At 58.0% G+C, this 18409-nt stretch carries 16 protein-coding genes; 5 read left to right on the top strand and 11 right to left on the bottom strand.

Translation table 11 applies throughout. From position 1 onward, the window contains the following. The first annotated feature begins 115 nt into the window (after nucleotides 1-115). A complete protein-coding gene (locus RTN40_RS18210) occupies nucleotides 116-1762 on the top strand; it encodes a Na+/H+ antiporter (protein ID WP_312229698.1) in 1647 nt (548 codons plus the stop codon). 39 nt (nucleotides 1763-1801) lie between these two features. Here RTN40_RS18210 and RTN40_RS18205 read toward each other — a convergent pair whose 3' ends face one another. Further along, nucleotides 1802-2689 carry a LysR family transcriptional regulator gene (locus tag RTN40_RS18205; protein ID WP_312229697.1) on the bottom strand — a complete coding sequence of 296 codons (888 nt, stop codon included), beginning with the start codon at nucleotides 2687-2689 and terminating at the stop codon, nucleotides 1802-1804. 103 nt (nucleotides 2690-2792) lie between these two features. Between RTN40_RS18205 and RTN40_RS18200 the strand changes: the two genes are divergently transcribed. Next, nucleotides 2793-3200, top strand: coding sequence for a CidA/LrgA family protein (locus RTN40_RS18200; protein ID WP_312229696.1), 408 nt, complete (start codon nucleotides 2793-2795; stop codon nucleotides 3198-3200). Continuing rightward, nucleotides 3197-3886: an LrgB family protein gene (locus tag RTN40_RS18195; protein WP_312229695.1), complete on the top strand. Its 690-nt coding sequence runs from the start codon at nucleotides 3197-3199 to the stop codon at nucleotides 3884-3886. Before RTN40_RS18200 ends, RTN40_RS18195 begins: the two co-directional genes overlap by 4 nt. 15 nt (nucleotides 3887-3901) lie before the next feature. Here the strand turns inward: RTN40_RS18195 and RTN40_RS18190 are convergent, their stop codons facing one another. The 4 genes from RTN40_RS18190 to acs form a co-directional block, all read right to left on the bottom strand. Next, nucleotides 3902-5191, bottom strand: coding sequence for a Gfo/Idh/MocA family oxidoreductase (locus tag RTN40_RS18190; protein ID WP_312229694.1), 1290 nt, complete (start codon nucleotides 5189-5191; stop codon nucleotides 3902-3904). 106 nt (nucleotides 5192-5297) lie between these two features. Then, nucleotides 5298-6947, bottom strand: coding sequence for a cation/acetate symporter ActP (actP, locus tag RTN40_RS18185; RefSeq protein WP_312214314.1), 1650 nt, complete (start codon nucleotides 6945-6947; stop codon nucleotides 5298-5300). Then, a complete protein-coding gene (locus RTN40_RS18180) occupies nucleotides 6944-7258 on the bottom strand; it encodes a DUF485 domain-containing protein (protein ID WP_312214312.1) in 315 nt (104 codons plus the stop codon). Before RTN40_RS18180 ends, actP begins: the two co-directional genes overlap by 4 nt. 81 nt (nucleotides 7259-7339) lie before the next feature. Then, the gene (gene acs / locus RTN40_RS18175) at nucleotides 7340-9298 is read right to left on the bottom strand and encodes an acetate--CoA ligase (RefSeq protein ID WP_312229693.1); all 1959 of its coding nucleotides are present in this window, start codon (nucleotides 9296-9298) and stop codon (nucleotides 7340-7342) included. A gap of 414 nt (nucleotides 9299-9712) precedes the next feature. Between acs and gltP the strand changes: the two genes are divergently transcribed. Continuing rightward, a complete protein-coding gene (gltP, locus tag RTN40_RS18170; protein ID WP_312229692.1) occupies nucleotides 9713-11026 on the top strand; it encodes a glutamate/aspartate:proton symporter GltP in 1314 nt (437 codons plus the stop codon). Between the two features lie 138 nt (nucleotides 11027-11164). Here gltP and RTN40_RS18165 read toward each other — a convergent pair whose 3' ends face one another. Both RTN40_RS18165 and fdhF read right to left on the bottom strand, forming a co-directional pair. Beyond that, a complete protein-coding gene (locus RTN40_RS18165) occupies nucleotides 11165-11317 on the bottom strand; it encodes a Hok/Gef family protein (protein ID WP_312229691.1) in 153 nt (50 codons plus the stop codon). A 352-nt stretch (nucleotides 11318-11669) separates the two neighbouring features. Then, nucleotides 11670-13817 carry a formate dehydrogenase subunit alpha gene (gene fdhF / locus RTN40_RS18160; protein WP_312229690.1) on the bottom strand — a complete coding sequence of 716 codons (2148 nt, stop codon included), beginning with the start codon at nucleotides 13815-13817 and terminating at the stop codon, nucleotides 11670-11672. Between the two features lie 272 nt (nucleotides 13818-14089). Here fdhF and RTN40_RS18155 point away from each other — a divergent pair, with 272 nt between their 5' ends. Next, complete coding sequence (locus RTN40_RS18155) at nucleotides 14090-14821, top strand: response regulator transcription factor (RefSeq protein ID WP_312229743.1); 732 nt, start codon at nucleotides 14090-14092, stop codon at nucleotides 14819-14821. Here RTN40_RS18155 and RTN40_RS18150 read toward each other — a convergent pair. The 4 genes from RTN40_RS18150 to RTN40_RS18135 are packed head-to-tail and all read right to left on the bottom strand — an operon-like array spanning nucleotide 14800 to nucleotide 18390. Further along, nucleotides 14800-15825: a carbohydrate kinase family protein gene (locus tag RTN40_RS18150; RefSeq protein ID WP_312229742.1), complete on the bottom strand. Its 1026-nt coding sequence runs from the start codon at nucleotides 15823-15825 to the stop codon at nucleotides 14800-14802. The genes RTN40_RS18155 and RTN40_RS18150 overlap by 22 nt on opposite strands. After that, complete coding sequence (locus RTN40_RS18145; protein ID WP_312229689.1) at nucleotides 15822-16682, bottom strand: ketose 1,6-bisphosphate aldolase; 861 nt, start codon at nucleotides 16680-16682, stop codon at nucleotides 15822-15824. The genes RTN40_RS18150 and RTN40_RS18145 overlap by 4 nt, the downstream gene beginning before the upstream one ends. A 14-nt stretch (nucleotides 16683-16696) precedes the next feature. After that, nucleotides 16697-17392 carry a D-lyxose/D-mannose family sugar isomerase gene (locus RTN40_RS18140; RefSeq protein ID WP_312214255.1) on the bottom strand — a complete coding sequence of 232 codons (696 nt, stop codon included), beginning with the start codon at nucleotides 17390-17392 and terminating at the stop codon, nucleotides 16697-16699. Between the two features lie 56 nt (nucleotides 17393-17448). After that, on the bottom strand, nucleotides 17449-18390 hold the full coding sequence (locus tag RTN40_RS18135; RefSeq protein WP_312214253.1) for an ABC transporter substrate-binding protein: 942 nt from the start codon (nucleotides 18388-18390) through the stop codon (nucleotides 17449-17451). Between the last annotated feature and the right edge of the window lie 19 nt (nucleotides 18391-18409).

The following is an 18409-nucleotide window of genomic DNA, read 5'->3' as shown; positions in this document are numbered from 1 at the left end:
TTTAAGGCACATCCTGTTTCCTTTGCGTTAACCTGCATGTTCTATTATGAGAGGCATGATGCCTCGTCATCGTTCGTCACCTCTCGATATAAAAAACATCGCAAACAGGGAACGCATGGAAATATTCTTTACCATTCTCATTATGACCCTTGTGGTCTCTCTCTCCGGCGTCATCACGCGCGTTCTGCCGTTCCAGATCCCGCTCCCGCTGATGCAGATTGCTATCGGTGCGATGCTGGCGCTGCCGACCTTCGGCCTGCACGTTGAGTTCGATCCAGAGCTGTTTCTGGTGCTGTTTATTCCGCCGCTGCTGTTCGCCGACGGGTGGAAAACGCCAACGCGGGAGTTCCTTGAACACGGGCGAGAGATCCTTGGTTTGGCGCTGGCGCTGGTGCTGGTCACCGTCGTCGGTATCGGCTTTCTCATCTACTGGATCGTACCAGGCATTCCGCTGGTACCGGCGTTAGCGCTGGCGGCAGTGCTGTCACCTACTGACGCCGTGGCGCTCTCCGGCATCGTCGGGGAGGGGCGCATCCCAAAAAAAATCATGGGCATCCTGCAGGGCGAGGCGTTGATGAACGACGCCTCCGGCCTGGTATCGCTGAAGTTTGCCGTCGCAGTGGCGATGGGCACGATGGTGTTTACCGTCGGCGGCGCCTCGGTAGAGTTCCTCAAGGTGGCGGTGGGCGGCATCCTGGCGGGCTTTATTGTTAGCTGGCTGTACGGTCGCTCGCTGCGCTTCCTCAGCCGCTGGGGCGGCGATGAGCCAGCAACGCAGATCGTGCTGCTGTTCCTGCTGCCGTTTGCCTCTTACCTGATCGCGGAACATATTGGCTTCTCAGGCATTCTGGCCGCCGTGGCGGCGGGGATGACCATTACCCGCTCCGGGGTGATGCGCCGTGCGCCGCTGGCGATGCGCCTGCGGGCTAACAGCACCTGGGCGATGCTGGAGTTTGTCTTCAACGGCATGGTGTTCCTGCTGCTGGGCCTGCAATTGCCGGGGATCCTTGAGTCCTCGCTGGTGGCCGCCGAGGCGGATCCGAACGTTGAAACCTGGATGCTGTTTACTGACATCGTACTGATCTATGCCGCACTAATGCTGGTGCGTTTCGGCTGGCTATGGACAATGAAGAAATTTAGCCAGCGCTTCCTGACCAAGAAGCCGATGGAGTTTGGCTCCTGGAGCACCCGCGAGCTGCTGATCGCCTCTTTCGCCGGGGTGCGCGGGGCGATTACCCTGGCGGGCGTGCTCTCTATCCCGCTGCTGCTGCCGGACGGTAATGTCTTCCCGGCCCGCTACGAACTGGTGTTTCTCGCTGCCGGCGTGATCCTCTTCTCGCTGTTTGTTGGTGTGGTGATGTTGCCGATCCTGCTTCAGCATATGGAGGTGGGCGATCATATTCAGCAGGCGAAGGAGGAGCGGCTGGCCCGTTCGGTGACCGCCGAGGTGGCGATTGTGGCAATCCAGAAGATGCAGGAGCGTCTTGCTACCAATAGCGAAGAGAATATCGATAACCAGCTGCTTACCGAAGTCAGTTCGCGGGTGATCGGTAACCTGCGCCGCCGGGCCGACGGGCGTAATAACGCCGAAGGATCGATGCAGGAGGAGAACCTCGAGCGGCGCTTCCGTCTGGCGGCGCTGCGCTCCGAGCGTGCCGAGCTGTACCACCTGCGGGCAACGCGCCAAATTAGCAATGAGACGATGCAGAAGATGCTGCACGATCTCGATCTGCTGGAAGCGCTGCTCATCGAGAATAAGTAGAGCGAGGATGCCGGGCGGCGCAAGCTTGCCCGGCGTTTATTACTGCGGCGGTAACCAGAACCCCTCACAGCACGTTAGCCATGCCTGGGCGCTGTGCGACAGATAGACCCCCTCACGCCAAATCATCCCTAGCTGCCACTGTAGATCGCTCTGCAAAGGGATCCAGCGCAGCGTCTGCTTATCCAGCCGCTGGCAGATCGGCTCCGGCAAAATCGCAATCCCCACCCCCGCCTGCACCATTGCGGCAAGAAAATCCCACTGGCCGCTGCGCACGGCGATACGCGGCTTCACGTTGTGCTGGTTGAAAAGCCGCATCAGCTGCTGGCTGAGGGCAAAGTCCTCGTTGTAGATCAGCAGCGGATGCTCGGCCAGCATCTCGGGCGACACCGCCTCGCACTTCAGCCAGTCGCCAGAACGCGGGACCAGCACGCACAGGGGGTGACTAAAGAGCGGTAGGGTGGTCAGGGCGCTCTCTTCCTCTACCGGCAGCGCCGTCATCGCCAGATCCAGCTCACCATTCATTACCGCCTGCTGAACGGTCAGGCCGCCAAATTCGGCAATTTTCAGCTCCACGCCAGGATAGCGCTGGCGAAACAGGCTAATCGGCCCGGCCATCAGCATACCTACCATTGGCGGTATGCCCAGCCGCAGTATCCCCTTGTTGAGGTGCTGAATATCGTCCAGCTCAGCCTCCAGCTGGCGAAACTCGGCAAGGATCGCCTGGCCACGTTCGAAGACCACCCGGCCGGTATCGGTGAGCAGCAGCCTGCGCCCGTCGCGGATCAGGAGAGTGGCGTTCAGCTCATCCTCCAGGTTCTTCAGCATCTTGCTGATAGTGGGCTGGGTGACGAACAGCCGCTCCGCTGCACGGGTGAAACTCTGCTGGCGCACGACCTCCACAAAATAGCGCAGCGTTCTGATATCCATGGCTATTCCTTTCAACTATGTTTGCGATGAGTTTAATTCATTTCTATCTGGGAAGACGGCTCACTATACTGTCGTTCCGATCACATTTCCTGGACATATCCTGATGGACGTGGCGTTAAGCCGTGTTACGCCTGCTCTTCTGCGCCGACTGCAAATCCCACTGCAGGTGCTGCTCTATGCCGGACTCTTTGTCATGGCCCAGTACCTTGTGCAATGGCTCAGCCTGCCGCTGCCCGCTAACCTGGTGGGCATGATCATTCTGCTCTCGCTGGTGATGTGCCGCATCGTTCCCCTGAAATGGGTGCGGGCCGGAGCAAGCTGGCTGCTGGCAGAGATGCTGCTCTTCTTTGTGCCTGCGGTGGTAGCGGTGGTGAACTACGCCCAGCTGCTGCTGATCGACGGCTGGCGTATTTTCGCCGTCATCGCCCTCAGCACGCTGATGGTGCTTGGGGCAACGGCCTGGGTAGTGGATAAAGTCTACCGCTACGAACTTCGCAGGCAGCGGCCATGACTGACTTTCAAATGGGTCTGCTCTGCCTGGCCGTCACGCTGCTCATCTACTTTGCCAATAAAAGGCTCTACCGCCGCTTTCGCACGCTGCCCCTTATGCCGCTGGTCTGCACGCCGATTGTGCTGGTGCTAATGCTGGTGTTTGGCCATATCTCCTACCAGAACTATATGGGTGAAGCGCACTGGCTGCTGTGGCTGCTCGGCCCGGCGACCATCGCCTTTGCCGTGCCGGTCTATGACAACCTGCCGATGATCAAGCGTCACTGGATGTCGCTCACCGCCGGGACAATTACCGCAACGGTGGTGGCGGTGACCAGTTCGGTATGGCTGGCGCGTCTGTTTACCCTGCCGGATGAGATCCAGCGCAGCCTGGCGGTGCGTTCAGTTACGACGCCCTTTGCGCTGGCGGCCGCCGGGCCGCTGGGAGGCCAGCCGGATCTGGTCGCGCTGTTTGTGGTGGTCACGGGTGTCTTCGGCATGGCGGTGGGGGATATGCTGTTTCTGCGCCTCGCCATCCGGGAAGGGATGGCGAAAGGGGCGGGCTTTGGTGCAGCCTCGCACGGAGCGGGTACGGCGCGATCCTACGAGCTGGGCCAGCAGGAGGGCGTCGTTGCCAGCCTTGTGATGATGCTCTCTGGCGTGGTGATGGTGCTGATTGCGCCGCTGGTGGCAAAAGTGATGTTCTGACCAGCGGCGTGAGGTCTACTTCAGGCGGGCAACCAGCTCAAACTCGCGGAAGTTAACCGGGCGCTGCTGCTGCATCGAAATATTCCCGGCGATGCCGGTAAGGATTGACATCGCTCCCGCCCGGTGGTCGGCGGCGTGCTTGAGGGGATCGTCTCCCGGCTCGCCGAACAGGTCCGCCAGCATGGCATTATCCCCACCGCCATGGCCGCCCTCGCCAACGGTGAACTCCGCCTTCCACGGCGCGGCAAACATCGGGAAGACCGTGATGTCGCACCCCTCCAGGCTCCCTTCGTTCTCGCGTGCGCCGCCGGCGTTAACGTAAGACTTTTCCACCAGCTTCATCTCCAGCCGTCCCGCGCTGCCGTTAAACACGACGTTCAAGCCCTCCCAGGGCAGATAGGCATTCAGGGAGTAGGTTAGTTGTACCCGGTTTTGGTACTTCACCAGCACCGACATGGTGTCCTCAATGGTAATGCCGTCGCTAAAGACGCTCTGGTCGCGGAAGTAGTTATCCTCATGCTCGGCGTCGAGGTAGAGCGCTTTCAGCTGGGCGTTGTCGGCCATGTGCAGTGCAAAAGGATCCGCTTTCGCCTGCTCATAGCCGTGGGCACGGGGATAGAACTGCGTGACGCCGCGCCGCTCGGCATTCTCTTTACCATAAAAGCGCAGTCCGCCCTCGGCATAGACGCGCTCGGGGTAGCTCCCCAGCCAGAAGTTCATCAGGTCAAAGTGGTGGGTGGATTTATGCACCAGCAGGCCGCCGCTGTTGCGCTTCTCCCGGTGCCAGCGGCGGAAGTAGTCCGCGCCATGCTCGGTATTGAGCAACCACTCAAAATGGACGGAGTAGACCTCGCCAATCGTACCGTTCATCAGTAGCTCGCGTACCTTGCTATGGTGCGGGGCATAGCGGTAGTTAAAGGCTACGCGCACGCTGCGGCCCGTCTCTTCGATAGCGTCGAGGATACGTAAGGCGCGTTGCTCATCAATGGTCATTGGCTTTTCAGTGATGACATCGCACCCGGCCCGCAGCGCCCGCACGATATAGTCGTCGTGGGTACGGTCCATGGTGGTCACGATAATGGTATCCGGTCGCGTTTCACGGATCATCGCGTCAAACTGTTCTGCTTTCCACGTTGATACCGGCTCGCTGTCGCTGCTTTGCAGCAGCTGATTGGCATAATCCATACGCGTCTGGTTAGTGTCGCAGAAGGCCACCAGCTGCGCCGTTTCGCGCCACTGTCCGCCAATAGCAGAGATGTATAGTCCGGCCCGACCTCCGGTTCCGACAAGGGCATATCGCTTCATCGTATCCTCTCGTATTAAAACAACGTTTCAAATAGATTGGGATACTGTATCGCGATTGTGAGAAGAGAACTGTGATCCCCGGCCAGAATGACCGGGGATAAGGGGATTAATGTGCGCGGCCCTGCTCAATACCCAGCCCGGTTTGCGAGCGGATAAACTGGGCGCGGAATTTCTCACGCTCCAGCTTGCCTTCCGCCGTGTTGTCGGTCAGGGAGAACACCCAGATGCCGATAAACGCCACGGCGATGGAGAAGAGTGCCGGATACTCATACGGGAAGAGGGCTTTCTCATGGCCGAGGATCTGTACCCAGATCGTCGGGCCGAGAACCATCAGCACCACGGCGGTCAGCAGACCCAGCCAGCCGCCGATCATTGCGCCACGGGTAGTAAGCTTCGACCAGTACATGGAGAGCAGGATAATAGGGAAGTTACAGCTGGCGGCAATAGAGAAGGCCAGGCCCACCATAAAGGCGATGTTCTGGTTCTCAAACAGAATGCCGAGCAGGATCGCTATTACACCGAGCACCAGCACGGTGATTTTCGATACTCTCAGCTCGTCGCGCTCGGAGGCACCTTTGCGGAAGACGTTGGCATAGAGATCGTGCGATACCGCCGAAGCCCCTGCCAGCGTCAGGCCAGCCACCACTGCCAGAATGGTGGCAAAGGCCACGGCAGAGATAAAGCCCAGGAAGAGGCTACCGCCCACCGCGTTAGCCAGATGCACCGCCGCCATGTTGTTACCGCCGATCAGCGCGCCCGCAGCGTCTTTAAACACCGGGTTGGCCCCTACCAGCATGATCGCCCCGAAACCGATAATAAAGGTCAGGATGTAGAAGTAACCCATAAAACCGGTGGCGTAGAAGACACTCTTCCGTGCTTCGCGGGCATCGCTGACGGTGAAGAAGCGCATCAGGATGTGCGGCAGCCCGGCAGTACCAAACATCAAGCCAAGGCCGAGAGAGAGGGCCGAGATCGGATCCTTCACCAGTCCGCCGGGACTCATAATGGCTTCTCCTTTCGGGTGCACCGCCATCGCCTCGCTGAACAGGTTATTGAAGCTGAAGCCGACGTGCTTCATCACCATAAAGGCCATAAAGCTGGCACCAAACAGCAGCAGCACCGCCTTGATAATCTGTACCCAGGTGGTGGCCAGCATGCCGCCAAACAGGACGTACATCACCATCAATACGCCCACCAGCACCACCGCAATGTGATAGTTGAGGCCGAACAGCAGCTGGATCAGCTTGCCCGCGCCGACCATCTGAGCGATGAGGTAGAGGGCGACCACTACCAGCGAGCCGCAGGCGGAGAGGATGCGGATCGGTCCCTGTTTCAGCCGGTAGGAAGCAACGTCGGCGAAGGTGTAGCGTCCCAAGTTACGCAGGCGTTCGGCGATTAAGAACAGAATAATCGGCCAGCCGACGAGGAAGCCGAGGGAGTAGATCAGGCCATCGTAGCCGGAGGTAAACACCAGCGCGGAGATACCTAAAAACGATGCCGCTGACATATAGTCCCCGGCGATGGCCAGGCCGTTTTGCAGGCCGGTGATATTACCCCCTGCGGTGTAGTAATCGCTTCGCGTCCGGGTGCGCTTTGAGGCCCAGTAAGTGATGCCGAGCGTCATAGCCACGAAGATGACAAACATGATAATCGCCTGCCAGTTGGTCGGCTGGCGCTGTACCGCACCGGTAAGCGCATCCGCAGCGCCGGCGGTAAAAGGGAGCGCGGCGGGCAGCGCTATCAGGATCCTTTTCATAATGCTTTTACCTCGCGGACAACGTCACTGTTGAGGCGATCGAACTCGCCGTTTGCGCGCCAGACATAGACGCCGGTCAGAATAAACGAGATCAGGATAACGCCGATGCCAATAGGGATGCCGCGCGTCACGCTGGTTCCCGGATGCAGCGGGGTACCCAGCCAGCCTGGCGCAAAGGCGATCAGCATAATAAAGCTGATGTACATGACCAGTACGATAAGTGAGAGGATAAAGGCAAACCGTTGCCGCTTATCGACAAGCTCCCTGTAGTGCGCACTATTCTCAATCTGCTGACAAATATCGTTATTCATCACAGAGTCTCCAGACGTATTTTGTAGGGGAGGGGTTTTATTATTCCCTCTCCCGTGCGGGAGAGGGTGGGGATGACACCGTTACGATGGCATGGTGATGCCCTGCTTCTCTTCGAGCAGTTTTTCCACTACGCCCGGATCGGCCAGCGTCGACGTATCACCGAGGTTGCTGGTATCGCCCGCGGCAATCTTACGCAGAATACGGCGCATGATTTTGCCGGAGCGCGTTTTCGGCAGCGAGTCGGTCCAGTGCAGCACATCCGGCGTAGCCAGCGGGCCAATCTCTTTGCGTACCCAGTTGCGCACTTCGGTGTAGAGCGCCGGGGACGGCTCTTCGCCGTGGTTCAGGGTGACGTAGGCGTAGATCGCCTGACCTTTGATATTGTGAGGAATACCCACTACCGCCGCTTCGGCGATCTTCGGGTGCGAGACCAGCGCGGACTCGATCTCTGCCGTGCCGAGGCGATGGCCGGAGACGTTGAGCACATCATCGACGCGGCCGGTGATCCAGTAGTAGCCGTCCTCGTCGCGTCGTGCGCCGTCGCCGCTGAAGTACATGTTTTTAAAGGTGGAGAAGTAGGTCTGCTCGAAGCGCTCGTGGTCGCCAAACAGCGTGCGCGCCTGTCCCGGCCAGGAGTCAACTATCGCCAGGTTGCCTTCGGTGGCCCCCTCCAGCGGCGTACCTTCGTTATCCACCAGTGCAGGCTGGACGCCAAAGAAGGGGCGGGTAGCGGAGCCGGCTTTCAGCTCGGTGGCACCTGGCAGCGGGGCGATCATAAAGCCCCCGGTTTCGGTCTGCCACCAGGTGTCGATCACCGGGCACTTCTCGTTACCAATCTTCTTCCAGTACCACTCCCATGCTTCCGGGTTGATTGGTTCTCCTACCGAGCCGAGGATGCGCAGCGACGAGCGGTCTGTACCGGCAATCGCCTTGTCACCTTCCGCCATCAGGGCGCGGATCGCCGTTGGTGCGGTGTAAAGAATATTAACCTGATGCTTATCAACCACCTGAGCCATGCGCGCTGGGGTAGGCCAGTTTGGCACACCCTCAAACATCAGGGTAGTCGCCCCGCAGGCCAGCGGACCATAGAGCAGATAGCTGTGGCCGGTAACCCAGCCAACGTCGGCGGTGCACCAGTAGATCTCGCCCGGATGGTAGTCAAAGACATACTTAAAGGTAGTGGCTGCATAGACCAGATAGCCGCCGGTGGTGTGCAGCACCCCTTTGGGCTTACCGGTCGAGCCGGAGGTGTAGAGGATAAAAAGCGGATCTTCGGCATTCATCTCTACCGGCTGGTGCTCGCTGCTGGCCTGCGCCATTACGTCGCTCCACCAGAGATCGCGCCCCTCCTGCCATTCAATATTGCCCCCGGTACGCTTGAGCACCACCACGTGTTCGATAGTGGTAACGTTAGGGTTTTTCAGCGCGTCGTCGACGTTCTTTTTCAGCGGGATACTGCGCCCGGCGCGAACGCCCTCGTCGGCGGTGATCACCAGTCGCGAGCTGGAGTCGATGATGCGTCCGGCCACCGCTTCCGGTGAGAAACCGCCGAAGATAACGGAGTGAATAGCACCGATGCGCGCGCAGGCGAGCATCGCCACCGCCGCTTCCGGCACCATCGGCATATAGATCGCCACTACGTCGCCTTTTTTGATACCGAGCGCCAGCAGGGCGTTGGCAAAGCGGCAGACATCAGCGTGGAGTTCGCGATACGAGATATGTTTGCTCTGTTGGGCGTCGTCGCCCTCCCAGATAATCGCTGTCTGGTCGCCGCGCTCGGCCAGATGCCTGTCGAGGCAGTTAGCGGCCAGGTTGAGCGTGCCATCCTCATACCATTTAATAGAGACGTTGCCCGGTGCAAAGGAGGTGTTTTTCACCTTCTGATAAGGCCGGATCCAGTCCAGAATTTTACCCTCTTCGCCCCAGAAGGCGTCGGGATCGCTTACGGATTGCTGATACTTCGCCTCATACTGCTCCGGGTTAATCAGGCAATTTTCCGCGATAGTGGCGGGAACAGCGTGTTTATGTATTTGGCTCATGGCTGTTGTTCTCCTTGTAAGATGTTAAGGATATGTCACGGAAACGTTAAGGGAAGAGTGAAGCCTGGCTTTGTTTACTTTTTGGGCGGAAGATCACGCATTGTTTGAATGGTTGAAAATTCAGCAAATGAATCTTTGAAGGTAAATAATCACAATTAGTGATGCTTGTGAGAAATGTGACGAAAAGCTCATCCATAACATATAGTTATGCATTAATAGTGGGATAAAAAGCGCTTCTTATGCACTTTAGCGGTGAAAGACCCTCATCTTAAAGGGTTGCACTTGATACCATGCAAATGGTACTGATAATGCGCGTTTAAAAACCCCGCTTTACTAAGCAACGCTAATCACACCCCTTTCAGTATGTATCGTTCCGGTACACGGAATGGTGCTTCATTGAGGACGTCTGTAGTTATGAAAAATTTGAAAGTCAGCCTGGCCTGGCAAATTTTGCTGGCCCTTGTGCTGGGTATTCTGCTGGGTAGTTACCTGCATTACCAAAGTGATAGCCGTGAGTGGCTTATTGCAAACCTGCTCTCACCGGCGGGCGATATCTTTATCCATCTGATCAAGATGATCGTGGTTCCGATTGTCATCTCCACGCTGGTTGTGGGCATCGCAGGCGTGGGCGACGCGAAGCAGCTTGGGCGTATCGGTGTTAAAACCATTCTCTATTTTGAAATCATCACTACCGTTGCCATCGTGCTGGGTATCACGCTGGCTAACGTGTTCCAGCCGGGTGCGGGCATCGATATGACGCAGCTGGCGACGGTGGATATTTCAAAATACCAGAGCACCACGGCGGAAGTGCAGAGTCATGCCCACGGGCTGATGGGCACCATCCTTTCGCTGGTCCCGACCAATATCGTCTCTTCAATGGCGAAGGGCGATATGCTGCCGATCATCTTCTTCTCGGTGCTGTTTGGCCTCGGGCTGTCGTCCCTGCCTGCTGCACACCGGGATCCGCTGGTGACCGTATTCCGCTCTATCTCAGAGACCATGTTTAAAGTCACCCACATGGTGATGCGCTACGCACCGGTAGGTGTGTTTGCCCTGATCTCGGTGACGGTGGCCAACTTCGGCTTCGCCTCCTTGTGGCCGCTCGCCAAGCTGGTGATCCTGGTTTATATGGCGATCCTGTTCTTTGCGCTGGTGGTGCTGGGCGCGGTGGCGCGGATGTGCAAACTGAGCATCTGGACGCTGATCCGCATCCTGAAGGACGAGCTGATTCTGGCCTACTCCACCGCCAGCTCTGAGAGCGTGCTGCCGCGTATTATTGAGAAGATGGAAGCCTATGGCGCACCGGCGTCTATTACCAGCTTCGTGGTGCCTACCGGCTACTCCTTTAACCTCGATGGCTCTACGCTCTACCAGAGCATCGCCGCTATCTTTATTGCCCAGCTCTACGGCATTGACCTCTCCCTTGGCCAGGAGATCATCCTGGTGCTGACGCTGATGGTGACCTCAAAAGGCATCGCTGGCGTACCGGGCGTGTCCTTTGTGGTGCTGCTGGCAACCCTGGGCAGCGTTGGCATTCCGCTGGAAGGGCTGGCGTTTATCGCTGGCGTTGACCGTATCCTCGATATGGCGCGTACCGCGCTGAACGTGGTGGGTAACGCGCTGGCAGTGCTGGTGATCGCCAAGTGGGAACGCAAGTTCGACAGCCAAAAAGCGCTGGCCTACGAGCGTGAAACGCTGGGTAAATTTAAAACCACCGCCAATCAGTAATCGTTACTTATTGCTAAAAAAACCCGCTCCGGCGGGTTTTTTATTATTTGAACTTCGTAAATATATTTATGAGAATTATAAAAGGGTGCATTAAGGACACAACTCTGGCAATTCGGGCGGGTTGCCCCGCCCGCTGAGTTAGCCTGTGGTACAGGCTAATTTAGCCGCCACCTCCTGACGATCGTTTTTAATATTCAGCTCGCAAAGCCTGCCGCGATTAATAAAAGCAAAGGTCAGAATTGTTAGACAAACCACTAACAGAATGGCTAACAGGTATTTCAATGGCGTCATGCCTTTTACTCCTTGCAAAAAAAAGGGTAAGAGGCTACTCTCAACCTGCTAGGGTTTTGTTTGAGAGTAGCCCCGGGTTAATAAAAACATTGCCCGGGGCTTTCAACTCTCTGCCACAACACTCTCAAGGTTTTTCGGAATAACACTGAGCGTGCTTAAGGCAGAAAGCCTTAAGCACCCGCCAATAATGATATCGCTCCCGCATTAAAAGGAAAGAGAAATAGCAATGTAATTTCAGTGGGACAATTGCATTTTTCTTCGAGTACACTCACGGAACGTTACAATTAATAATGCGTATAAATATATAATAGTGGCCTCTTATTTGAGGCCGCTATTAATTAACAGCACTATTTTATCCTAACGCGCTCTCCCGCAGGCGGGATTTAAGCTTATTGTACTCGTCAATAATATACCGTTCGGCGGCCAGCTGATCGTCTATTGCCTCGACGCGCACGGCGCAGTATTTATATTCCGGCGTTTTGGTTATCGGACTCAGGTTCTCCGTCACCAGCTCGTTGCAGGCACCAATCCACCACTGGTAGGTCATATAAACCGCCCCTTTATTAGGACGATCGCTGACCTGCGCCCGGGTGATGATTCGCCCTTTGCGCGAGTTGACCCACACCAGCGCCTCATCCTCAATACCCAGTCGGGCAGCGTCGGCGGTGTTAATCTGCGCATACCCTGGCTCATCGGCCAGCGCGGCCAGCGCCGCACAGTTGCCGGTCATTGAGCGGCAGGAGTAGTGGCCCACCTCGCGCACCGTAGAGAGCACCATCGGGTAGTCATCGGTGAGCTTATCAATAGGGGCAACCCAGTCACAGGTAAAGAACTTCGCCAGTCCGGTATCGGTATCAAACTTCTCTTTAAAGAGGTATGACGTTCCCTGGTCGGCCTCGGAAACGTCACGGCAGGGCCACTGAATATAGCCCAGCTCGCCCATCTTCTCGTAGGTTGCCCCGTAGAAATCCGGGCAGAGATGGCGCAGCTCATCCCAAATCTCCTGGGTATTAGCGTAGCGCATGGGGTAACCCATTCGCGTGGCGATCTCGCTGATAATCTGCCAGTCGGTTTTCAGATCCCACTGCGGCTCTACCGCCTTAAAGAAGCGCTGGAAGCCGCGATCTGCCGCCGTATAGACGCCCTCATGCTCGCCCCATGACGTTGACGGTAAAATCACATCCGCCGCCGCCGCGGTTTTGGTCATAAAGATATCCTGCACGATGACCAGCTCCAGGTCCTCAAACCCTTTGCGCACCGCCGAAAGCTCGGCGTCGGTCTGGAGCGGATCCTCACCCATGATATAGGCGGCACGCACTTCGCCACGTGCCGCCCGGTGCGGCAGCTCGCTGATACGATAGCCGATGTGAGCCGGCAGGCTCTCCACGCCCCAGGCGCGGGCGAATTTCTCCCGGTTCGCCGGATCGCTGACGTACTGGTAGCCTGGATAGGTGTCCGGCAGGGCCCCCATATCGCACGCACCCTGCACGTTGTTCTGCCCGCGTACCGGATTGACGCCGACGTGCGCCTTGCCCAGGTTGCCGGTGAGCATTGCCAGGCTGGTGAGGGAACGCACTGTCTCCACGCCCTGATAGAACTGAGTCACGCCCATGCCCCACAGAATGGTGGCCGTTTTCGCTTCGGCATAGAGCCGCGCTGCCTGGCGGATCGCCTGGGCGCTGACGCCGGTAATATCCTCAACCGACTCCGGCGTGTAGCCTTCAACAATTTTGCAGTACTCATCAAAGCCCTGGGTACGATTGGCCACAAACGCCGCGTCGTAGAGTTTCTCTGCAACGATGACATGGCCAAGGGCGTTAAGTAGCGCGATGTTCGAGCCGTTCTTCAAGGCAAGGTGCATATCAGCAATGCGCGCGGTCTCAATTTTGCGCGGATCGCAGACAATAATTTTCGCCCCGTTACGCTTCGCACGGATCACATGATTGGCGACGATAGGGTGAGAATCTGCCGGGTTATAACCAAATACAAACACCAAATCCGTATTATCAATTTCCGTGATGGCATTGCTCATTGCGCCATTACCGACCGACTGGTGCAGACCTGCAACCGAAGGGCCGTGTCAGACGCGTGCGCAGCAGTCAACGTTATTGGTGCCAATAACGGCGCGCGCAAATTTCTGCATCACATAGTTGGTTTCATTGCCGGTGCCGCGTGACGAGCCGGTGGTCTGGATCGCGTCCGGACCATATTTCTCTTTGATTTCGCCCAGGCGATCGGCAACGTAGGACAGCGCTTCGTCCCAGGAGACTGCCTCCAGCTTGCCGCCGCGCTGGCGACGGATCATCGGTGTTTTCAGACGCGGGGTGAGGATCTGGGTATCGTTGATAAAATCCCAGCCGTAATAGCCTTTCAGGCACAGGGTACCCTGGTTGGTTTTCCCCTGCGCCGCCTCCGCGCGAACGATTTTTCCGTTGTCCACCACGAGGTTGATCTTGCAACCCGAGGCGCAGTACGGGCAAACCGTGACGACTTTTTTCATCGCTTCTGCTCCAGTTAAATACAGCGCGCATTTGCGCTCCTGGCCCCATTATGCATCTTGCATGCCATATCGTTATTGTGGGCATTGCCGGATATTACGGGCGAATTTTGGTCAAAACCCTGACGAAAAACAGGTCATCGACAGATTTGACGTGTCGAAAGGTGAAGGGGTGTGACAGCGGTTAAAGATCCTGCACGTCGCAGTGTGATTTGCTCCCGATCCTTACCAGAATGGCTAACACTTAGGGCATGTCTCTCGGGCGAGCGTAGATGATGAAACCGGCAATTCTGATAGTGGATGACGATGCGGCAGTCTGCGAACTTTTGCAGGACGTGCTTAACGAGCATGTCTTTGCCGTGCACGTCTGCCATAGCGGTCGGGAGGCGCTAACGCTTGCCGCTGAGCAACCTGAAATAGCGCTGGTGCTGCTGGATATGGTACTACCGGATACCAACGGGCTGATGGTTCTGCAGCAGCTGCAAAGAGTGCGTCCGGCGCTGCCGGTGGTGATGCTCACCGGGCTGGGCAGCGAGTCGGACGTGGTGGTCGGCCTTGAGATGGGGGCTGACGACTACATCGCTAAACCCTTTAACCCACGGGTGGTGGTAGCCCGCCTGAAGGCGGTGCTGCGGCGCACCGGCGCGCTGGCGGCAGACGTCCCGGTGCCGAAAGGGGCGGATATGGCATTTAACGGCTGGAGCCTGAATACGACCCGCTGTGAGCTGCACGACCCGCACGGCCAGCTAACGCCGCTCACCCAGGGCGAATATGGCCTGCTGCTGGCGCTGGTGCAGAATGCGCGCCGGGTGCTGAACCGCGAGCAGCTGCTGGCGCTTACCCATAGCGAGAGCATGGAGGTCTTTGACCGCACGATCGACGTGCTGATCATGCGGCTGCGGCGCAAAATCGAGCTGAACCCGCACCAGCCCGCGTTGATCAAAACCATCCGTGGTCTGGGCTACGTTTTCGCCGCCGACGTGGTTCATAACGAAATTGCCGCCTGAGCGCGATCGCGGATAAACGCCCGATGTTCGTCCAGGCTTTTCGCTCCGTCGATGGCGTTAGCGGCAAGCAGGCTGGCGCGGGCGCAGACGTGGGCGAGCTGAATACTCTCTATTAGCGGCCAGGCTTCATGGCAGCCGTAGAGGAACCCGGCGCAGAACGCATCTCCCGCACCGACGCTACCGACAATCTCCTCCTGCGCCAGGTGCCAGGAGGGGAGCCAGAACCCCGGCTCCTGCGGCGTTTGCCCCCATGCACCTTCAGGGCAGTGGATCACCACCCGCTGCTTCACGCCAGCCGCCAACAGCTGTGCCGCCGCCTGGGCGATGTGCTCGATATGCGGCTCGCCGTTTTCGTGGCGGATCGCCAGCTCGCTGAACTCACCCGCCTCCAGCTCGTTGATCACCAGATAGTCCAGATGCTTCAGGGCCGGATTAACCAGCGGACGGTAGCGGGGGTCGCCTTTGCGCGATACCAGATCCAGTGAGGTCTCAAAGCCTAAATTGTGCATCTGGGCCAGCAGCCGGGCGCTGCGCGTGCCAAACTCCTCGTCTGGCATATCCAGGCTATCCAGCAGCAGCAAATAGCCAAGATGGAAAATTTTCATATTACCGTCGAGACGATCGAAGGCGGGAAGATCCAGCAGGCGGTTCGCGCCGGGAGAGTGGAAAAAGGTGCGCTGGCCGCTGGGATCGGTCATAACCTGCGACATAGAGGTGGGAGCGAAGGTGGTGCGCTGTACATGCTGGCGGTTAACGTGATACTGCTCCAGCATCGCCATAATGTAGTCGCCGTCGTTATCTTCCCCCACCAGCCCCACCGCCTGCAGCGGCAGGCCGGTGCGCATCTTCGCCAGGGTCAGCAGAACGTTCAGCGGCGCGCCGCCGGTGGAGCGCTCGCTGTGAACAATTTCCGCCAGCCAGCCGCGCTCCGGCCACTGCACAATCTGGTGGACGTGATCCACCAGCATATTGCCCGCCGCGATGATGCCTTTGCGTGCCATCAGATTTTCCCCTCGCTGCCGAAGATGCGCATCTGCTCGGCAACAATGTCGGTGATCGCCTGCTCGATGCTGAGCATCAGCTCGGCAAACTCATCATAGATCTGATCCCGCGCGGTCATGCTTCTGTCTACTGCTGCCAGCGCGGCCTGGGACATACCGGTGTAAAAATTGATTTTGTGAATGCCAAGGCTGATGGCGCGGCGGAAGTCCGCATCGCTGATGCCGGAGCCGCCGTGCAGCACCAGCGGCAGGCCAGTCTGCTGGCGAATCGCCTCCAGGCGCGCAAAGTCGAGCTTCGGCTCACCTTTGTATTTGCCATGAGAGTTGCCGATCGCTACCGCCAGCGCATCGATACCGGTACGGTCAACAAAGTCCCGAGCCTTGGCCGGATCGGTAAAGAAGGCCTCGTCGGCATGGCCATACAGCGCGCCGCCTTCGTCACCACCCACCGCACCCAGCTCCGCTTCGACCGAGACGCCGACCGCATGGCACATCTTCACTACTTCCCGCGTCTGACGCACGTTCTCTTCATAGTCCAGCGTCGAGCCGTCAAACATGACGGAGGTAAAACCGAGGCGCAGCGCCTGGACTACCGCCTCAAAGTGCAGGCCGTGATCGAGGTTGAGCACCACCGGAATATCGTGCCGGGCGGCTTCATACTTTACCGCCTCCACCAGCGTATCCAGCGACAGATACTTAAAGTGCACTTCGGCAATATTGATAATAAACGGCGAGCGCTGCTGCTTTGCAGCGGCAAACAGCGCCCGCAGAAAGTGGGTATCCAGCACGTTAAAGGCACCCAGCGCATACTGGTGCACACGAGCATGTTTCAGACCATCGGCGAGAGAGATCAGCGGCATTGCAGCCTCCTTGGTTAGGGAACCGGGTGAAGAAACAGAGAGTATTCGTTACAGAGCACCAGCTGGGCCGGCTCATCTTCTTCAATGCTGTTATAGCGGTCGCGCGGCTGCAGGAAGTGGTTGTCATTGTCATCGTCATTGACGGAGGAGACCTCGCCCACCAGTACGTCGCCAAAGCCATGCTCTCCCCAGAAGCTGTGATACAGCCTCGGCGGCAGGCAGATGCTCTCTCCGGGCGACAGGCGCAGCTGGCTGCCAGCCATATGGGTTTGCAAACAGCCGTCAATGGCCACCGTCACGTCGCTATGCTCGGTTTGCTCGTCGGCTCCCGAGTTCCACAGCTCGATAATCAAATTACCGCCGCCTCGGTTAATAATGTCCTCGCGCTTGAGCCAGTGAAGATGCATCGGGGTCAGCTGGCCGTCGCGGACATGCATGATCTTCTCCGCATAGCATTTGGGCCACGGCGACCCGCTGGGGGAGCCGTTGCGCAGGGTAAAGAGCGTCAGCCCCTGAGCTGCAAAGTTCGTTCCGCCAAAGGCGGTGACGTCCCAGCCCAGGCGGAGATCGAACACCTCCTGCCAGGCATCGGCGGGCAGCTGTCGCCATCTGGATGGGGCAAAGCTGGCAAACGCCGGTAGGTGCACGTCGTGCATGGAGAAAAATTGCCGCGTGTGGCCAAGAATTTCGTTAATCGCGGAGCGTTTCATATTGCAGGCCTCCAGAACCGTAGGCCGGGTAGACATTGCGCCACCCGGCGTTTACGTTATTTAACCGTCCAGCCCTTGTAGTTTGCCACGCTCTGCTTATCGATCATTGTGACCGGGATCAGCACCGGCTCTTTCGGGGCGGGCTTGCCCTGCAGGATGTCATAGCCAATCTCCACCGCCTTCGCCGCCATCACCTGCGGATCCTGCGCCGGGGTCGCCACAAACAGCGAGTTCTCACGCTTCAGCGCCTCTTCCCCGTCCGGCGAGCCATCCACGCCAACGATAAAGAACTCGCTGCGCTGGGCCTGCTTCGCCGCCAGATCGGCCCCGATCGCGGTAGGATCGTTAATGGCGAACACGCCGTCGATCTTCGGATTCGCCGCCAGCAGGGAGGTCATGACTTCCAGGCCACCTTCGCGGCTGCCTTTGGCGTTCTGGTTCCATGAGAGCACCTTAATGCCAGGATGGCGTTTGAACTCGGTCTGGCAGCCTTCAACGCGGTTCTGCACCGCAGAGACCGGTGGCCCGTTGATGATCACCACGTCGCCTTTCCCTTTCAGGCGATCGGTGATGTATTTACAGGCAATCTCGCCCGCCTGGGTGTTATCAGAGGTGATAGTGGCATCGGCCCCTTCGGCCGCCACGTCAACCGCTACTACCACGATCCCAGCATCTTTGGCGCGCTTCACCGCCGGACCGATGCCTTTGGAGTCTGCGGCGTTGAGAATAATCATGTCCACTTTCGCGGCAATAAAGTTATCGATCTGCGAGACCTGCTGGCCGAGATCGTAGCCGCTGGAGACCAGGGTAACCTTCACGTTATCTCCGGCCAGCTTGCGGGCCTCCAGCTCTGCGCCCTTGGTGATCTGGACAAAGAACGGGTTCGCCAGGTCGCCCACCGTCACGCCGATGGACTTCAGATCTTTGGCCTGGGCAAACGGCGTTGCGACAAGCAATGCGCCAGCACAGAGCGCGGTGACTAAGGGTTTCAAACGCATATTCTGTTCCTTATGTGTA

It is taken from the genome of Pseudescherichia sp. (assembly GCF_031987975.1).
GTDB lineage: Bacteria > Pseudomonadota > Gammaproteobacteria > Enterobacterales > Enterobacteriaceae > Pseudescherichia.
Note: the sequence above shows the minus strand (reverse complement) of the source record. Positions and strands in the feature narration are given on the sequence as shown.

What these genes read in the sequence shown, in the direction of transcription:
- gltP (WP_312229692.1), top strand. Translation starts at nt 9,713, where the DNA reads ATGAAAAATTTGAAAGTCAGCCTGGCCTGGCAAATTTTGCTGGCCCTT.
- RTN40_RS18165 (WP_312229691.1), bottom strand. Translation starts at nt 11,317, where the DNA reads ATGACGCCATTGAAATACCTGTTAGCCATTCTGTTAGTGGTTTGTCTA.
- RTN40_RS18155 (WP_312229743.1), top strand. Translation starts at nt 14,090, where the DNA reads ATGAAACCGGCAATTCTGATAGTGGATGACGATGCGGCAGTCTGCGAA.
- acs (WP_312229693.1), bottom strand. Translation starts at nt 9,298, where the DNA reads ATGAGCCAAATACATAAACACGCTGTTCCCGCCACTATCGCGGAAAAT.
- RTN40_RS18195 (WP_312229695.1), top strand. Translation starts at nt 3,197, where the DNA reads ATGACTGACTTTCAAATGGGTCTGCTCTGCCTGGCCGTCACGCTGCTC.
- RTN40_RS18180 (WP_312214312.1), bottom strand. Translation starts at nt 7,258, where the DNA reads ATGAATAACGATATTTGTCAGCAGATTGAGAATAGTGCGCACTACAGG.
- RTN40_RS18205 (WP_312229697.1), bottom strand. Translation starts at nt 2,689, where the DNA reads ATGGATATCAGAACGCTGCGCTATTTTGTGGAGGTCGTGCGCCAGCAG.
- RTN40_RS18190 (WP_312229694.1), bottom strand. Translation starts at nt 5,191, where the DNA reads ATGAAGCGATATGCCCTTGTCGGAACCGGAGGTCGGGCCGGACTATAC.
- RTN40_RS18140 (WP_312214255.1), bottom strand. Translation starts at nt 17,392, where the DNA reads ATGAAACGCTCCGCGATTAACGAAATTCTTGGCCACACGCGGCAATTT.
- RTN40_RS18135 (WP_312214253.1), bottom strand. Translation starts at nt 18,390, where the DNA reads ATGCGTTTGAAACCCTTAGTCACCGCGCTCTGTGCTGGCGCATTGCTT.
- RTN40_RS18210 (WP_312229698.1), top strand. Translation starts at nt 116, where the DNA reads ATGGAAATATTCTTTACCATTCTCATTATGACCCTTGTGGTCTCTCTC.
- RTN40_RS18200 (WP_312229696.1), top strand. Translation starts at nt 2,793, where the DNA reads ATGGACGTGGCGTTAAGCCGTGTTACGCCTGCTCTTCTGCGCCGACTG.
- RTN40_RS18145 (WP_312229689.1), bottom strand. Translation starts at nt 16,682, where the DNA reads ATGCCGCTGATCTCTCTCGCCGATGGTCTGAAACATGCTCGTGTGCAC.
- actP (WP_312214314.1), bottom strand. Translation starts at nt 6,947, where the DNA reads ATGAAAAGGATCCTGATAGCGCTGCCCGCCGCGCTCCCTTTTACCGCC.